The following is a 13,530-nucleotide window of genomic DNA, read 5'->3' as shown; positions in this document are numbered from 1 at the left end:
CAACTGATGGACGCACTCAAGAAGTTGTTCGGCGGCGACCTGCGCCAGTTCGGCATGCTCATCACGCTCGTGTTGATGATCGGCTTCTTCCAGATATTCACGGGCGGCCTCGTGCTGACACCGACGAACATGATGAACCTGCTGAACGGCAACAGCTACATCCTGATCATGGCCATCGGCATGGTGCTGGTGATCATCGCCGGCCACATCGACCTGTCGGTCGGGTCCGTGGCCGCCGTGGTCGGCATCGTGGTGGCCATCGCCATGCGCGACTTCGGGGTGCCGTGGTGGGCCGCGATCGTGCTCGGCTTGGTGCTCGGGGCCGTGATCGGTGCGTGGAACGGCTTCTGGATGGCCTACGTCGGCATCCCGGGCTTCATCGTCACGCTCGCCGGCATGATGCTGTTCCGCGGCCTCAACCAGTACATCGGCAAGTCGAACACGGTGCCGGTGCCGGAGGAGTTCCAGTTCATCGGCGGCGGATACCTGCCCGAGGTCGGCCCGGGCACGCCGTTCAACAACCTCACCGTGCTGCTGGGCATCCTCGCCATCGCCGCGCTCGCCTACGGGAGCCTGCGGCAGCGCGCTGACCTGGTCCGCATCAAGGCGGATGCCCCACCGATGTGGGTCACCGTGACGCGCATCGTCGGCCTGGCCCTCGTGCTCGGCTACATCACCTGGCTGTACGCGACCGGACGCCCGGGCACCAGCTTCCCCGTGGCCGGCCTGATCCTGGTCGCCCTGGTCATCCTGTACTCGTTCCTGAGCCAGCGCACCATCATCGGACGCCACGTCTACGCCATCGGCGGCAACCGCCACGCGGCCGAACTCTCCGGCGTGAAGAGCCGCCGGGTGTACTTCCTGGTCATGGCGAACATGTCCGTGCTGTCCGCCTTGGCCGGCATGATGTTCGTCGGCCGCTCCACGGCGTCCGGCCCGTTCGACGGTGTGGGCTGGGAGCTGGACGCCATCGCCGCCGTCTTCATCGGCGGTGCGGCGGTCTCCGGCGGTGTCGGGACCGTCGTCGGGTCGATGATCGGGGGCCTGGTCATGGCCGTCCTCAACAACGGCCTGCAGCTCATGGGCATCGGCGCCGACGCCACCCAGATGATCAAGGGCATGGTCCTGCTCCTCGCGGTGGCCGTCGACGTGCTCAACAAGGCCCAGGGTCGCCCGTCGATCCTCGGTTACCTCATGCCCAAGAAGGCGGCACCCTCCGAGGGTCCGACGCAGGGACCCGTTCAGCCCGACACCCAGGGGTCGGTCGACGAGCAGGCCTCCGTCTCCCCGTCCGCCTAGAACCCCGTGCTTCCCCAGACATCCATGAACCAACCCCGGCCGCCGGCCGCAGGTGGAAACAACCGCCCCGAGGCGGGAACGAAAGTGAGGATTTCGATGATGAAGTTCGCCAAGGTAGCGATGGCTGTCACGGCCGCCGGCGCTCTCGCGCTGACCGGCTGTGGCTCCGGTCGCACCGCAGAGCCGGCCGGGGGCACCACGGCCGGGGGCGCCGGCACGGCCAGTGCCGCACCCCAGGGCGGCGCCGGCTTCGCCAAGGACGCCCTGATCGGCGTCTCCCTCCCGCAGAAGACGTCCGAGAACTGGGTGCTCGCCGAGCAGTTGTTCAACGATGGCCTCAAGGATGCCGGTTTCAAGGCCGACGTGCAGTTCGCCAACAATGGCCCCTCCGAGCAGCAGAACCAGATCCAGGCGATGGTGACCAAGGGTGCCAAGGTGGTCGTCATCGGCGCCGTCGACGGGTCGCAGCTGGGCAACCAGGCCAAGGCCGCCAAGGACTCCGGGGCGACGGTCATCGCCTACGACCGCCTCCTGACCAACACCCCGAGCGTCGACTACTACGTCGCGTTCGACAACTTCAAGGTCGGCCAGCTGCAGGGCCAGGCGCTGCTGAAGGGCCTCGCGGCCGAGAAGGGTTCCGGCCCGTGGAACATCGAGCTGCTCGCCGGGTCGCCCGACGACTCCAACGCCAAGGTCTTCTTCAACGGCGCGATGGACGTGCTGAAGCCGAAGATCGATGACGGCACCCTCAAGGTCGTCTCCGGGCAGACCACGTTCGAGCAGGCCGTCACCCAGGGGTGGAAGGCCGAGAACGCGCAGAAGCGCATGGACACCATCCTGTCGGCCAACTACTCGGGCAGCACGGAACTGCACGGCATCCTGTCCCCGAACGACACCCTGGCCCGCGCGGCGCTGACGGCCGTCAAGGCCGCGGGCAAGCCGCAGCCGGTCGTCACCGGTCAGGACTCCGAGGTCGAGTCGATCAAGCTGATCATGAGCGGTGGCCAGTACTCGACCATCTACAAGGACACCCGCAAGCTGGTGGAACAGACGATCAAGATGGTCGGACAGCTCCAGCAGGGCAAGAAGGCCGACGTCAACGACGAGAAGCAGTACAACAACGGCGTTAAGGTCGTGCCGTCGTACCTGCTCGAGCCCGTGATCGTCACGAAGGAGAACGCGGTCGCCACCTACAAGGACGACCCCATCCTCGGCAAGGTCGTCAACGGCTGATCCCAACCACCAACGCGTGCCGGGTCCCTCGGGGCCCGGCACGCGCGCGTCCGGGCTAGTCGTCGGCGTGCGCGGGGTGGCGGCGCACGTGCTCCGGGATGGTGGCGACGGGCACGACGACCACGTCGTCCAGCTTCCAGTCCAGTTCACGGATCCGGGCACGAAGGTCCTCCAGCGCGTCCAGCGACACGGGCTCGGACGGTACGACGAAGACCTCGGCGTGGAACACGTGCCCCTGGTCGCGGACCCGGCAGGCGGCGTCCACCACCCAGGACGTCGCCCTCGCGGCCTCGAGCGCACCGCCGACCACGGGGTGCTCCTCCTTGTCGTCGTAGGTCCGGGCTTCGCCGTCCATGAGGTCGCGCAGGGCGTTGCGGACGTTCTTCACCCCGTCCTTGATGATGCTGGTGGCGATGAGGAGAGCGGCCACGGCGTCCGCCCACCACCACCCGATGCCGATGCCGAGGATGCCGACGATGGCGGCGCCCGCGGTCCGCCAGTCCGCGGAGTTCATGTCGGAGTCGGCGAACAGCACCTTGTCGTGCAGCGTCTCCGCCAGCGGCTTCTTGAGGTGTCCCAGGATGACCGGTCCGACGCCGGTGTAGACCATGGCGGCGATCATCAGCCAGCCGGCCCAGATCGTCTGGCCGAACAGGTGGTAGGTGCCGATCGGCGGGTGTTCCGCCCTCAGCAGGCCCCAGGCGGAGTCCACCGCCATGAACGCCCCCATCGCCAGCAGCGACACGGCCGAGGCCAGGTGGGCCGAGCCGATGGCGCGGTGGTGGCCGTAGGGGTGGTCCGGCGACGGGGAGCGGCTGATCTGGGTCAACGACACCAGGAACACGATGGGCGGGATGAGGGACAGCAGGTCCTCCACCCACGCGACCTTCATGGCCTGGCTCGACCCCATGACGGCGAAGACGAGCACGACGCAGGTCGCCAGGTAGACGATGCTGACCCATTCCAGGCGACGGGCCCGACGGAGGGCGTCCTGCTGCTCGGACGGCAGTTCGGTCATGCCGAACGTGGTGGGGGCGCTCATGCGCGTCCGTCCACGTGCGCCTCGAGAGCGGCGAGCATGGCGTTCTCCCCCAGGGGTACGGCCATCACCTGCCTGACCTTCTCGCCTCGCTCCTCGCGGGTGGCGTAGGGCCGCGTGAGGGCGACCTTGGTGGACCACGGGCTCTTGTCGGACAACCCACCCACGATGAGGTCGAGTTCGCCCTCCTCCATCGCCTTCACGAGCTCCTCCTCGCCGCCCGGGTACCACGCGACGCGGGCACCGAGGCTTTCGGCGAAGGAGGTGGCGAGGTCAGCCTCGGGCCCGCTCACGCGGTCCCCGGCGACGACGACCCGTCCCTCGCTGGGCGACGCCCCCACCCTCAGGACGCCGTCCGTGCGGACCCGTTCGAGGGTCCCGTCGGGGTCGCGCGGGATCTCCGAGCACCCCGTCAGGACGAGGGCCACCAGCATCAGCGCGACGATGAACCTTCTCACTGTGGACTCCACCGGCGCCACGCTACGTCAGCGCGCGGCCGGAGGACAGTCTCCCCTCAGCGTGTGCGCGGGACGTTGTCCCCGACCTCGGCGGGCGCGTCGTAGGCGGACGGCTCGTCGATGGCCTCGCTCATCAACGTGACCAGGACCATCTTCGCCTCGTAGCCGTTGTACGCCCGCCGATAGGAGCCGACGTTCTCCCACGTGGTCTGGATGGCCCACAGGTCGGGTTCGTCGAGGTTGCGGACCAGGTCGGCGGACCGGTTGCCGGGCCGCAGGCGGAAGAAGGCGGTGGCGGCCTCGGCCCGCTCCACGAAGGAGGCCTCGGACTCCTGCGGGACCCGGAACCGGCTGAACGCGAGCATGCGACTCATCGTAGTGACCCACGGGTAGGCTGGACCGGACGAGGAGGAACCACGAGGATGACCACGACACCCCAGCGCCGGACCCGGCAGCGCACCCAGATCGCCGAGGTCCTGGGCGAACTGGAGGAGTTTCGGACGGCTCAGGACATCCACGAGTTGCTGCGCCACCGCGGGGACTCCGTCGGGTTGGCGACCGTGTACCGCACGCTGCAGGGCATGGCCGACGCGGGCGAGGTCGATGTCGTGCGCCTCCCGGACGGGCAGGCGTCCTATCGCGCGTGCGGCCAGGCCACCCACGACCACCACCACCACCTGATCTGCCGGTCATGCGGCCGGACGGTCGAGGTCGAGTTCCCCGGGGTGGAGGACTTCATCAGCAAGCTGGCCAGACAGCACGGCTTCACGGACGTGGACCACTCCATCGAACTGCACGGGCTGTGTGCCGACTGCGCGGCCGTGGAGGCTTGAGACCGCCGTGCCCACCTACCGTGACGAGGGGGTCGTCCTCCGCACCCACAAGCTGGGCGAGGCCGACCGCATCATCACGGTGCTCTCCCGCCGGCACGGCAAGGTCCGGGCGGTGGCCCGCGGCGTCCGGCGCACGTCGAGCAAGTTCGGCGCACGGCTGGAGCCGTTCAGCCACGTCGACCTCCAGTTCGCCACTGGGCGGACGCTGGACGTGATCACCGAGGCGGTGACGCTGCACGCGTGGTCTGAGCCGCTGTGCACCGACTACCCGCGCTACACAGTGGGTCAGGTCATGTTGGAGACCGCCGACCGGCTGGTCAGCATCGAGAACGAACCGTCCCTGCCGCAGTACCAGTTGCTGGCCGGAGCGCTCCACGCCCTGTGCGCCGGGACGTCCGACGGACCGCGTCCCTCGACGCTCATCATGGACTCCTACCTGCTGCGCGCGGTGGCCACGGCCGGGTTCGCCCCCAGCCTCGACAGCTGCGCCACCTGTGGCACCCCGGGACCGCACGTGGCCTTCTCCCCCTCGGCCGGCGGCTTGGTGTGCCCCCGTTGCCGCCCGCCCGCGACCCCCCAGGTGCGTCCCGAGACGCTCCGCCTGCTGTCTGCGCTCATCTCCGGTGACTGGCCCGGCACCCGGGACGCCGACGACCAGACGCAACGCCAGGCGTCCGGCCTGATCGCCGCGTTCGTCACCTGGCACCTGGAGCGCAGCCTGCGCACCATCGACCACGTGGCGCGCTGAGGTCAGGGCTCGACGACGAACGTCCGGGTGTCGGTGTCGGGGCGATAGCCCTCACCGTCGCCGAGGGCCTCGCCGGTGACCGCGACCTTGTAGGTGCCCGGCAGCAGGTCCACCTGGAACGAGTAGGGCGCGAACGGGGTGGTCCCCTCGGGCGTCACCCGGCCCTCGGCGATGGTCGCACCCGCGGCGTCCCGGACGACCCACACGACCGTGCCGTCGGCGAACGCGGCGTCCCCTTGGATCGTCACGGGCGAACGGAGCTTGTCGCCCTCCGTCGGGGAGTCGATCGACACGTGGACGCGGACCCCCAAGGGGTCCTCGCGTCCCCGCGGCGTGTCCCAGCGGGTCACGCCCCACAGGTCTCCCGGCGGCTCCCCCTCGATCGTGAGCGAGACCAGCGTGTCCTCCCCAACCTGTTCGGTGACCGTCCAGACGAGCTGGTCGACGGCAGCCAGCGCCCGTTCCGAGCCGAACTTGCTGCTGCGGAGTGCCTCGGCCGACAGGTCCACGGTCGTGACGTGGCCGGACGTGGTGACCGAGAGCACGCGGGTGTCCTCGGACCAGCCGCTGCGGTAGTCCGGGTCCAGGGCGCCCTGGATCATCAGCTCGAGGGCGCCGCGCACAGGGTCGGCCTTCGGCACCAGCCGTCGCTCCCGCCCCAGCCTCAGCCCGTTGCTGGACTCCCGCGGGTGGTAGACGAGGACGGGCTCCAGGGGGACGGGAGGCGGGTCGGTCGTGACCACCGTCGGGCTCGGGACGGGACTCGTGTCGCCGCCGTCCGGCGGGACCAGGGCACACCCGGACAGCGTGAGCACAGCGACGAGGCCCGTTGCTGCGAGGCGGACGGCGCTGCGCATGGGTCCTCCCGGGGTCGGGTCAGGCTCGGGGCGCCGCGATCTGGGCGGCGAGATGTCCCCCACCGTAGCCGTTGTCGATGTTGACCACACCCACCCCGGGGGCGCAGGCGTTGAGCATCGTGAGCAGCGGGGCGAGGCCACCGAACGCCGCCCCGTACCCGACCGAGGTGGGAACGGCCACGACCGGGCAGGACACCAGTCCCGCGATGAGGCCGGGGAGCGCGCCGTCCATGCCGGCCACGACGACGATCGCGCCGGCCTGCCGGAACAGGTCGACCTTGCCCAGGGTGCGGTGGACGCCCGCGATCCCGACGTCGACGACGAGTTCGGCGCGGCGGCCGAGGTGGCGCGCGGTGAGCAGCGCCTCCCGCGCGACCGGCAGGTCGGACGTCCCCGCGCAGGCGACCACGACGAGTTCCCCGGTCGGCTCGGGCATCCGCGGCGGCCACACCAGCAAGCGTGCGACCGGGTCGTGGAAGGCGTCCGGCAGCGCGTCCAGGATCGCGGTGGCGCGCTCGTCATCGGCCCGGGTGAAGATCGTCACCACGTCGGGGCGCTCACCCACGCGCTGGGCTATCGCCCAGCACTGGCCCGGCGACTTGCCCTCGCAGTAGACGGCCTCGGGGAAGCCGCCACGCCGCACGGAGCGGTCCAGGTCGAGGTCGGCGATGTCGTCGTCAGGCATGGCGCAGCACCTGCAGCGTGAAGGCGCCGGACTGCAGCCCGGCGAGGTCGAGCGTGACGTACGGGAAGCCGGCTTCGCGGACGTCGGCGAGGACCGCCTCGCGGACCCCCTCGTCGGCGAAGCGGGCGAGGTCGGCGACGGGCACCTCGATCCGCGCGATGTCGCCATGGTGCCGGACGCGGGCGTCCCCGAAACCATGGCGGCGCAACGCCGACTCGGCGTCGTCGACCTGACGCAGCTTCTCGGGGGTGACCTCCTGCCCGTGCGGGATCCGGGAGGCCAAGCAGGGTGCAGCGGGCTTGTCCGCCACGGACAGGCCGAGGGCCCGTGCCAGGGCACGCACCCGCGGCTTGGTCAGCCCTGCGTCGGCCAGCGGCCGCAGCACGGCGTGGTCGGTCGCAGCGCGCGCCCCCGGGCGGTCGATGCGGACGGCGTCGTCGGCGTTCTCGCCGTAGGCGACCGCCTCGAGGTCGAGCTCGGTGACCAGCCGCTGGTCGATGACGGTGAACATCTCGTCCTTGCAGTGGAAACACCGGTCGGCGCCGTTGGCGCGGTAGGCCGGGTTCTCGTCCTCATGGGTCTCGAACTCGACCAGTTCGGCCCCCATCTCCGCCGCGGTCGCCCGCGCGAGCGCCAACTCGTCGGCGGCCAGGGACGACGACACCGCCAGCAGCCCGACCGCGTTCGCGCGGCCCAGCGCGGCGGTGGCGACCGCCAGCAGGACGGCTGAGTCGACACCCCCCGAATAGGCGACACCGAGGCGTCCGGAATCCGGCAGGCGCTCGGCCACCGCGAGCGCGTCGGCGCGCTCGGCGTCCGGCAGGTCGGCGAAGACAGTCACGGTTCCGGAGTCTAGTCCCGTGCCCGGACGCGCTCACCCGCGACCAGTCCGGACGCCACCGCCGCGGCCTGGGCGCGTGCGGCCACCTCGGACTCGGTGCGACCCACCGCGCGCGCAACCTCGGCGACGGAGGTGAACTCCGGCGTGGCATGCAGGACGTAGCCGTCCCGGGACCCCACCTTCACTGCGACCCGATGGCCCAGCACATCCACGTCCACCCAGGTGCGCTCCAGGACGGTGCGCGCGACGGTGGATCCCCGGACGCCCAGCGTCGTGGTGTGCAGCAACAGCACGTCGACCACGGGGTCGTGGTGCTCGGCGTCCGTGAGCGCACACACCGTGAACGCCGGGCGCCCCTTCTTCATCTGGATCGGGACCAGCCACGCGTCGACCGCGCCGGCGGCCAACAGGGCGTCCAACACGCCGGGCCACAACCGGGGGTCCTGGTCGTCCACGTTGGCGCGCAGTTCGGTGAGTTCCGTGGCCGGTCGGTCCGTTCGTGGGGTGCGGGCAGTGGGACCAGCGCCAGGCTGGTCAGCCCCGACAGCCGTCCTGTCGCCCAGCAGGACCCGGACGACGTTGGGCCACCCGGCCACCTCCTTGCCGCCTGCGCCGACGCCGACGGCGGAGACGGTCATTCCGGGCAGGGGTTCGCAGGCCTCCGCCAGTGCACGGATGATCGCCATCCCGGTCGGGGTGGCCAGCTCCCCGACCGTGTTCGGCGTCGTGGTCCTCGCCGGGGAGTCGTGGTGGGAGTGACCGTGCTCGTGGGAGTGGTCGTGCCCGTGGTCGTGACCGTGGTCGTGGTCATGCTCGTGGTCGTTCCCCTGATCCCCCATCGGCGTCGGGTCGACACGCCAGCCGATGCACAACTCCGCCACCGCCGGGACCGGCACGGGGATGTCCCCGTGGGCGGCGCGGACGCGGCCCGAGCCCAAGCGGACCGGCGACGCGGACACCGACGTCACGCCCAGGGTGCGCAGCGCCTCGCAGGTGCCGACGACGTCGGCGATCGAGTCCAGCGCCCCCACCTCGTGGAAGTGCACCGCGTCGGGATCGACACCATGGACGTGGGCCTCGGCGTCCGCCAAGCGGCCGAAGGCCGACAGGGCCCACGCCCGCGTCCGGTCGGCCAGAGGCGCTTCGGCGAGGACCGAACGGATCGACGCCCACGTCCGGTGCGGCGGGTCGTCGACGAGCACGCGCACCCTCTCCTTGGTCGCCCGTTGGCCGCCCCGGGTGGCGGTTTCGCTCTGCAACAGGACCGATCCGGGAGCCACCGCGTCGATCGCGGCCTGGACGGCGTCGCGGTCCGCCCCCGCGTCGAGGAGGGCTCCGAGGAGCATGTCACCGGCGACCCCGGCGGAGATGTCGAACCACGCGTGCATGACTGCCATTGTGGCCGACCCCGTGGTACTAGGGTCGCGATGTGAGCCCGATCCCGCCGAGACCGCACCCCAGCGGAGCACGCCCGCCCGCGATCCCCAAGAAGTTCGTCCCCAAACACGTGGCCATCGTCATGGACGGCAATGGCCGCTGGGCCAAGCAGCGCAACCTTCCGCGCACGGATGGCCATGCCCGCGGCGAGGCGTCCCTCCTGGACGTCCTGCACGGCGCGGTCGAGATCGGCGTCAAGTACGTCAGCGCCTACGCGTTCTCCACCGAGAACTGGAAGCGCTCCCCCGACGAGGTGAGCTGGCTGATGGGCTTCAACCGTGACGTCATCCACCGCCGCCGCGACGAACTCAACGACCTCGGCGTGCGGATCGTCTGGGCCGGACGCGAGCCCCGGCTGTGGAAGTCGGTGATCAACGAACTCCGGGCAGCCGAGCAGCTGAGCCGGAACAACACGACGCTCACCCTGCAGTTCTGCGTCAACTACGGCGGACGCGCCGAGATCGTGGACGCCGTCCGAGCCCTCGCCGCCGACGCGCGGGCCGGCCGCGTCGACCCCGACCGGATCAGCGAGAAGTCGATCAGCGCCCGCCTGTACGCCCCCGATGTTCCGGACGTCGACCTGTTCGTCCGATCGTCCGGCGAGCAGCGCACGAGCAACTTCCTGCTGTGGCAGTCGGCGTACGCCGAGATGGTGTTCCTCGACCGGCTGTGGCCCGACTTCGACCGACGCGACCTGTGGCACGCCATCGAGCTGTACGCCCAGCGCGACCGCCGCTACGGCGGGGCCGTCCCGAACGAGGTGACTCCGCCCGCGCGGTGACGACCGGGTGGCATCCGGTTCCTGCCCTCTCCAGGCCCGCGTAGCGCCATCTGGACCACATTCCGTTCGGGCACCCCAGACGCCTCGCGGCATCACCCCTCGTCAGCAGGCTTTGGTCGTGTGCTCGAAGGCGCTCATGTGGTCCAGATGGCGCTACCTCGCGCGAGGGCGCCCGCACCAAGAGGTGCGGGCGCCCTCGACGAGGTTCACTTCCCTTCGGGAGCCCGCGTCACGATGACCGGGCTCTCGGCCTCGCGCAGGACCTCCTTGGAGGTGGAGCCGAGCAACAGGCCCGTGAAGCCGCCCAGGCCACGCGAACCGAGGACGAGCAGGCTGGCACCGATCGACGCCTCGACCAGGGCCGCGGAGGGGCGTCCCTCGATGACCCGCACGTCGATGTCCAGATCGGGGTGCGACTCGCGTACGGGCTGCACGAAAACGTCGACGCCGTCCCTCAGCGTCTCGATCGGCGGCAGGGTCTGCAGCGCGGTGACGCCCATGGGCCCCATCATCCACGGCGCGATGTCCCACGCGTGGACCACGCGCAACTGGACGCCCCGGGCCTGGGCCTCGTCGGCGGCGAGCCGCAGCGCGGCGTCGGCCTCCGGGGAGTCGTCCACGCCCACGACGACCGGACCACCCGGGGTGGCGATGCCGTGGTCGGTGATGACCGCGACCGGACCGTGTGCGTGCGCCACGACGGCGTCAGCCGTGCCACCGAGCGCCCGCACCTTCATCGGCGCATGCTCACCCCGTGCACCGACGACCACCATCGCGGCCGTCTTGGACGCCTGGGCCAGCACGTACGAGGCGACCCCGACGACGACCTTCACCTCGACGTCGACCTCGGGATGCTTCTCCAGAACCTGCTGCTTGAGGGCTGCGAGCTTGTCCTCGGCCATCTCGTTGAGGCGGTTGGGCCAGTCCCCGGTCATCAACGCGTCGAACATGCGACTGCGCCGCGGAATGGGTACCTCGGGGATCGACATCACGATCAGGAGGGGCTGCTTGAGCAACGCGGCACGCTCGGCCGCCCAATCGACGGCCACGCCGGCTCGACTCGACAAGTCGGTTCCGACAACGATCTTTCCTTGGGCATCCAACGAGCTGTCCATGGCCTCCTCCTCGACGAATGACCACCCATCGCGACATGTCGGTGGGTTTCAATCAACCCTACCCCAAGGCATTTCCGCTCGTGGGTCAGACGCCGAGTCGCACCCAGGCGTGCCCGCGCGTCCGCAGATGCAGGACGACCCCGCGGGCGAGCAGCCACACCCCGTAGGCGGCCCACAACCAGACGAGCCCCGCGTCGGTCGCCCGAATCGCCAGGGCCAAGGGCGCGTAGACGGCCGTCGTCAGCAGGCCGGCCAGGGCGAGGAAACGGGCATCGCCCGCGCCGATCAGGACGCCGTCCAACTGGAAGGCGACCGCGCCGATCGGGGCGAGGGCCGCGAGGACGAGGAGGGCCGCACCCGCGGCGTCCCGCACCGCGGGATCGGGGCTGAACAGCTCCGCCAGTGGTCCCCGCGCGACCACGACGAGCAGCCCGATCAGCACACCGAAGCCGACGCCCCACGCCAGCACCCGACCGAGCACCCCCCGCGCGCCGGCCTCATCGCCGGCGCCCAGGCGCAGTCCGACCATGGCTTGGGCCGCGATCGCGAAGGCGTCGAGGGCGAAGGCCACCGTCGACCACACGGTGGCGACGACCTGGTGAGCCGCGAGGGATGCCGTCCCCAGACTGGCGGCCGTGAGCGTGGTCAACACCAGCGCCGCCTGCAGCGCCGCGTTCCGGACGACGAGCCACGACCCGAGCCGGGCCGCGGCCAGGACGCCCGCGGGCGCGAAGCCGAGCCGGACGCCCTCACGACGCGCAGCGCGCAGCACCATTCCGCCCATGATCGAGGCCCCCACCCACTGCGACAGCACCGTGCCCAGGGCCGCCCCAACGATGCCGAGGCCGAAGCCGTAGACCAGCGTGACGTTCAAACCGATGTTGAGCAGGTTGATGGTGACGACCACGAGCAGGGGGGTCCGGGTGTCCTGGAGTCCCCGCAGCACGCCGGTCGCCGCGAGCATCAACAACTGGGCGGGCAGGCCGAACGCCACCACGCCCAGGTAGGACGCCCCGAGCGCGGTCGGCTCGGGCGCCGCGCCGTACAGCGAGAGCAGCCATCCCGCACCCGGGACGAGGAGGATCGCCACCGCCAGCCCGATCAGGACCCCGAGCACCATCCCGTCGATACCGCCGGCCAGTGCCCCGGCCCGATCGCCGGCCCCCAGCCGTCGCGAGACCGTCGCCGTGGTGCCGTAGGCGAGGAACACCGAGAGCCCGACCACCAGCGTCACCACACTGGACGCCAGCGTCAGCCCGCCCAGGTGCGGCGTGCCGAGGTGCCCGATGATCCAGGTGTCCGCGAGCACCAGCAGCGGCTCGGCGATGAGGGTCGCCAAGGCGGGCACCGCGAGGGAGAGGATCTCCCGGTCCAGCGATTGTCCGCGCTCAGGCTCGGCCACGCAGCCACTCCAGCGAAGCCTCGGCCCAGGCGGGTGTCGCATCGGCCTGGCTGGCGAGGACGAGGGCGGCCAAGTGGCCGAGCGGCTCGTCCAGGTCGGCGGCCCGCCCGTCCCAGCGGACGCCGCGGGCCGCGGCCAGCCGCGCGTACTCCTCCCGGAAGGCGGTGGCAGCGGCGTCCGACAGCGCCACGGTGACGTTGCGGACGTCGCTGGCTCGCAGCCCCGCCCCCATCAGGTGGAGGTCGGACATCAACACCGCGGAGCCGTCCCAGGCGACGGCGAGGTTGGTGTACCAGAAGTCGTTGTGGGTCAGCGTCCGCGGCAGGTCGGCGAGCACCCGCCGCCACTCGGGCAGGCGGTCCTGCGCCCAGGCGACCTGCAGGGCGAGTTCCGGCCAGCGTGCAGCGACCGCGGCCAGGCCGTCGGCGTCCACGACGTCGAGCTCGGTCCACAGCCCCGCGAGGGCGGCGTCCGGCACGGACTCCCCCGCCGCGTGCAGTTCGTCGTACCACCGAGCCACCATCCGCGCGACGTCCGGGTCGAAGAGGTCGTCCGGCGTCCCGGGGCGATAGCCGGCGTCCACGGGGTCGGCCAGCACGAGCCAGTCGCTGCCGGCGCCCAGCACCGGCAGCGTCGGGACGCCCAGCAGCTCCAACAACTGGTGGTTGGCGATCTCGCGCGCCAGCCGGGGTTCGGCGTAGCGCTTCACGAGGACCGGGTCGTCCCCGACGTGGCCCCGCACGACCAGCATGCCGTCGTCGTCGGAGACCACGTCGCCCCAGACGACGTCACCCAGGTCCAC

15 protein-coding genes are annotated in these 13,530 nt (G+C 71.0%); 5 read left to right on the top strand and 10 right to left on the bottom strand.

Annotated features, from left to right (window positions below; all coding sequences use genetic code 11):
- Positions 1 to 6: 6 nt before the first annotated feature.
- A complete protein-coding gene (mmsB, locus tag AC5YDV_RS10565; RefSeq protein WP_496183042.1) occupies positions 7 to 1,299 on the top strand; it encodes a multiple monosaccharide ABC transporter permease in 1,293 nt (430 codons plus the stop codon).
- Positions 1,300 to 1,398: 99 nt separating this feature from the next.
- On the top strand, positions 1,399 to 2,532 hold the full coding sequence (locus AC5YDV_RS10560) for a substrate-binding domain-containing protein (protein WP_496183043.1): 1,134 nt from the start codon (positions 1,399 to 1,401) through the stop codon (positions 2,530 to 2,532).
- Between the two features lie 55 nt (positions 2,533 to 2,587).
- Here the strand turns inward: AC5YDV_RS10560 and AC5YDV_RS10555 are convergent, their stop codons facing one another.
- From AC5YDV_RS10555 to AC5YDV_RS10545, 3 genes are read right to left on the bottom strand one after another with little or no spacing between them, the layout of a single operon-like run.
- Positions 2,588 to 3,574, bottom strand: a complete 987-nt coding sequence (locus AC5YDV_RS10555; RefSeq protein ID WP_496183044.1) for a cation efflux transmembrane domain-containing protein — start codon at positions 3,572 to 3,574, stop codon at positions 2,588 to 2,590.
- The gene (locus tag AC5YDV_RS10550) at positions 3,571 to 4,029 is read right to left on the bottom strand and encodes a transporter substrate-binding domain-containing protein (protein ID WP_496183045.1); all 459 of its coding nucleotides are present in this window, start codon (positions 4,027 to 4,029) and stop codon (positions 3,571 to 3,573) included. The genes AC5YDV_RS10555 and AC5YDV_RS10550 overlap by 4 nt, the downstream gene beginning before the upstream one ends.
- A 56-nt stretch (positions 4,030 to 4,085) precedes the next feature.
- A complete protein-coding gene (locus AC5YDV_RS10545) occupies positions 4,086 to 4,394 on the bottom strand; it encodes an antibiotic biosynthesis monooxygenase family protein (protein ID WP_496183046.1) in 309 nt (102 codons plus the stop codon).
- Between the two features lie 57 nt (positions 4,395 to 4,451).
- On the opposite strand from AC5YDV_RS10545, the gene AC5YDV_RS10540 reads away from it, so the two are divergent.
- Together AC5YDV_RS10540 and recO are read left to right on the top strand one after the other, a co-directional pair.
- Positions 4,452 to 4,862 carry a Fur family transcriptional regulator gene (locus tag AC5YDV_RS10540; RefSeq protein ID WP_496183047.1) on the top strand — a complete coding sequence of 137 codons (411 nt, stop codon included), beginning with the start codon at positions 4,452 to 4,454 and terminating at the stop codon, positions 4,860 to 4,862.
- 7 nt (positions 4,863 to 4,869) lie between these two features.
- Positions 4,870 to 5,610 carry a DNA repair protein RecO gene (gene recO, locus AC5YDV_RS10535; protein ID WP_496183048.1) on the top strand — a complete coding sequence of 247 codons (741 nt, stop codon included), beginning with the start codon at positions 4,870 to 4,872 and terminating at the stop codon, positions 5,608 to 5,610.
- A 2-nt stretch (positions 5,611 to 5,612) separates the two neighbouring features.
- Here the strand turns inward: recO and AC5YDV_RS10530 are convergent, their stop codons facing one another.
- The 4 genes from AC5YDV_RS10530 to larC are packed head-to-tail and all read right to left on the bottom strand — an operon-like array spanning position 5,613 to position 9,381.
- Entirely contained in the window at positions 5,613 to 6,467 is an 855-nt protein-coding gene (locus AC5YDV_RS10530; RefSeq protein ID WP_496183049.1) for a GerMN domain-containing protein, read from the bottom strand.
- 19 nt (positions 6,468 to 6,486) lie between these two features.
- Entirely contained in the window at positions 6,487 to 7,152 is a 666-nt protein-coding gene (gene larB / locus AC5YDV_RS10525; RefSeq protein ID WP_496183050.1) for a nickel pincer cofactor biosynthesis protein LarB, read from the bottom strand.
- Entirely contained in the window at positions 7,145 to 7,993 is an 849-nt protein-coding gene (larE, locus tag AC5YDV_RS10520; RefSeq protein WP_496183051.1) for an ATP-dependent sacrificial sulfur transferase LarE, read from the bottom strand. The genes larB and larE overlap by 8 nt, the downstream gene beginning before the upstream one ends.
- An 11-nt stretch (positions 7,994 to 8,004) precedes the next feature.
- Complete coding sequence (larC, locus tag AC5YDV_RS10515; RefSeq protein ID WP_496183052.1) at positions 8,005 to 9,381, bottom strand: nickel pincer cofactor biosynthesis protein LarC; 1,377 nt, start codon at positions 9,379 to 9,381, stop codon at positions 8,005 to 8,007.
- 41 nt (positions 9,382 to 9,422) lie between these two features.
- Here larC and AC5YDV_RS10510 point away from each other — a divergent pair, with 41 nt between their 5' ends.
- Complete coding sequence (locus AC5YDV_RS10510; protein WP_496183053.1) at positions 9,423 to 10,211, top strand: isoprenyl transferase; 789 nt, start codon at positions 9,423 to 9,425, stop codon at positions 10,209 to 10,211.
- A 206-nt stretch (positions 10,212 to 10,417) separates the two neighbouring features.
- Here AC5YDV_RS10510 and AC5YDV_RS10505 read toward each other — a convergent pair whose 3' ends face one another.
- The 3 genes from AC5YDV_RS10505 to AC5YDV_RS10495 form a co-directional block, all read right to left on the bottom strand.
- Positions 10,418 to 11,326 (bottom strand): universal stress protein, encoded by a 909-nt coding sequence (locus tag AC5YDV_RS10505; protein ID WP_496183054.1) that lies wholly within the window; start codon positions 11,324 to 11,326, stop codon positions 10,418 to 10,420.
- A gap of 85 nt (positions 11,327 to 11,411) precedes the next feature.
- A complete protein-coding gene (locus AC5YDV_RS10500) occupies positions 11,412 to 12,728 on the bottom strand; it encodes an MATE family efflux transporter (protein ID WP_496183055.1) in 1,317 nt (438 codons plus the stop codon).
- Positions 12,715 to 13,530: a hypothetical protein gene (locus AC5YDV_RS10495; protein ID WP_496183056.1), complete on the bottom strand. Its 816-nt coding sequence runs from the start codon at positions 13,528 to 13,530 to the stop codon at positions 12,715 to 12,717. The genes AC5YDV_RS10500 and AC5YDV_RS10495 overlap by 14 nt, the downstream gene beginning before the upstream one ends.

It is taken from the genome of Propioniciclava sp. LT432, assembly GCF_059515965.1.
Note: the sequence above shows the minus strand (reverse complement) of the source record. Positions and strands in the feature narration are given on the sequence as shown.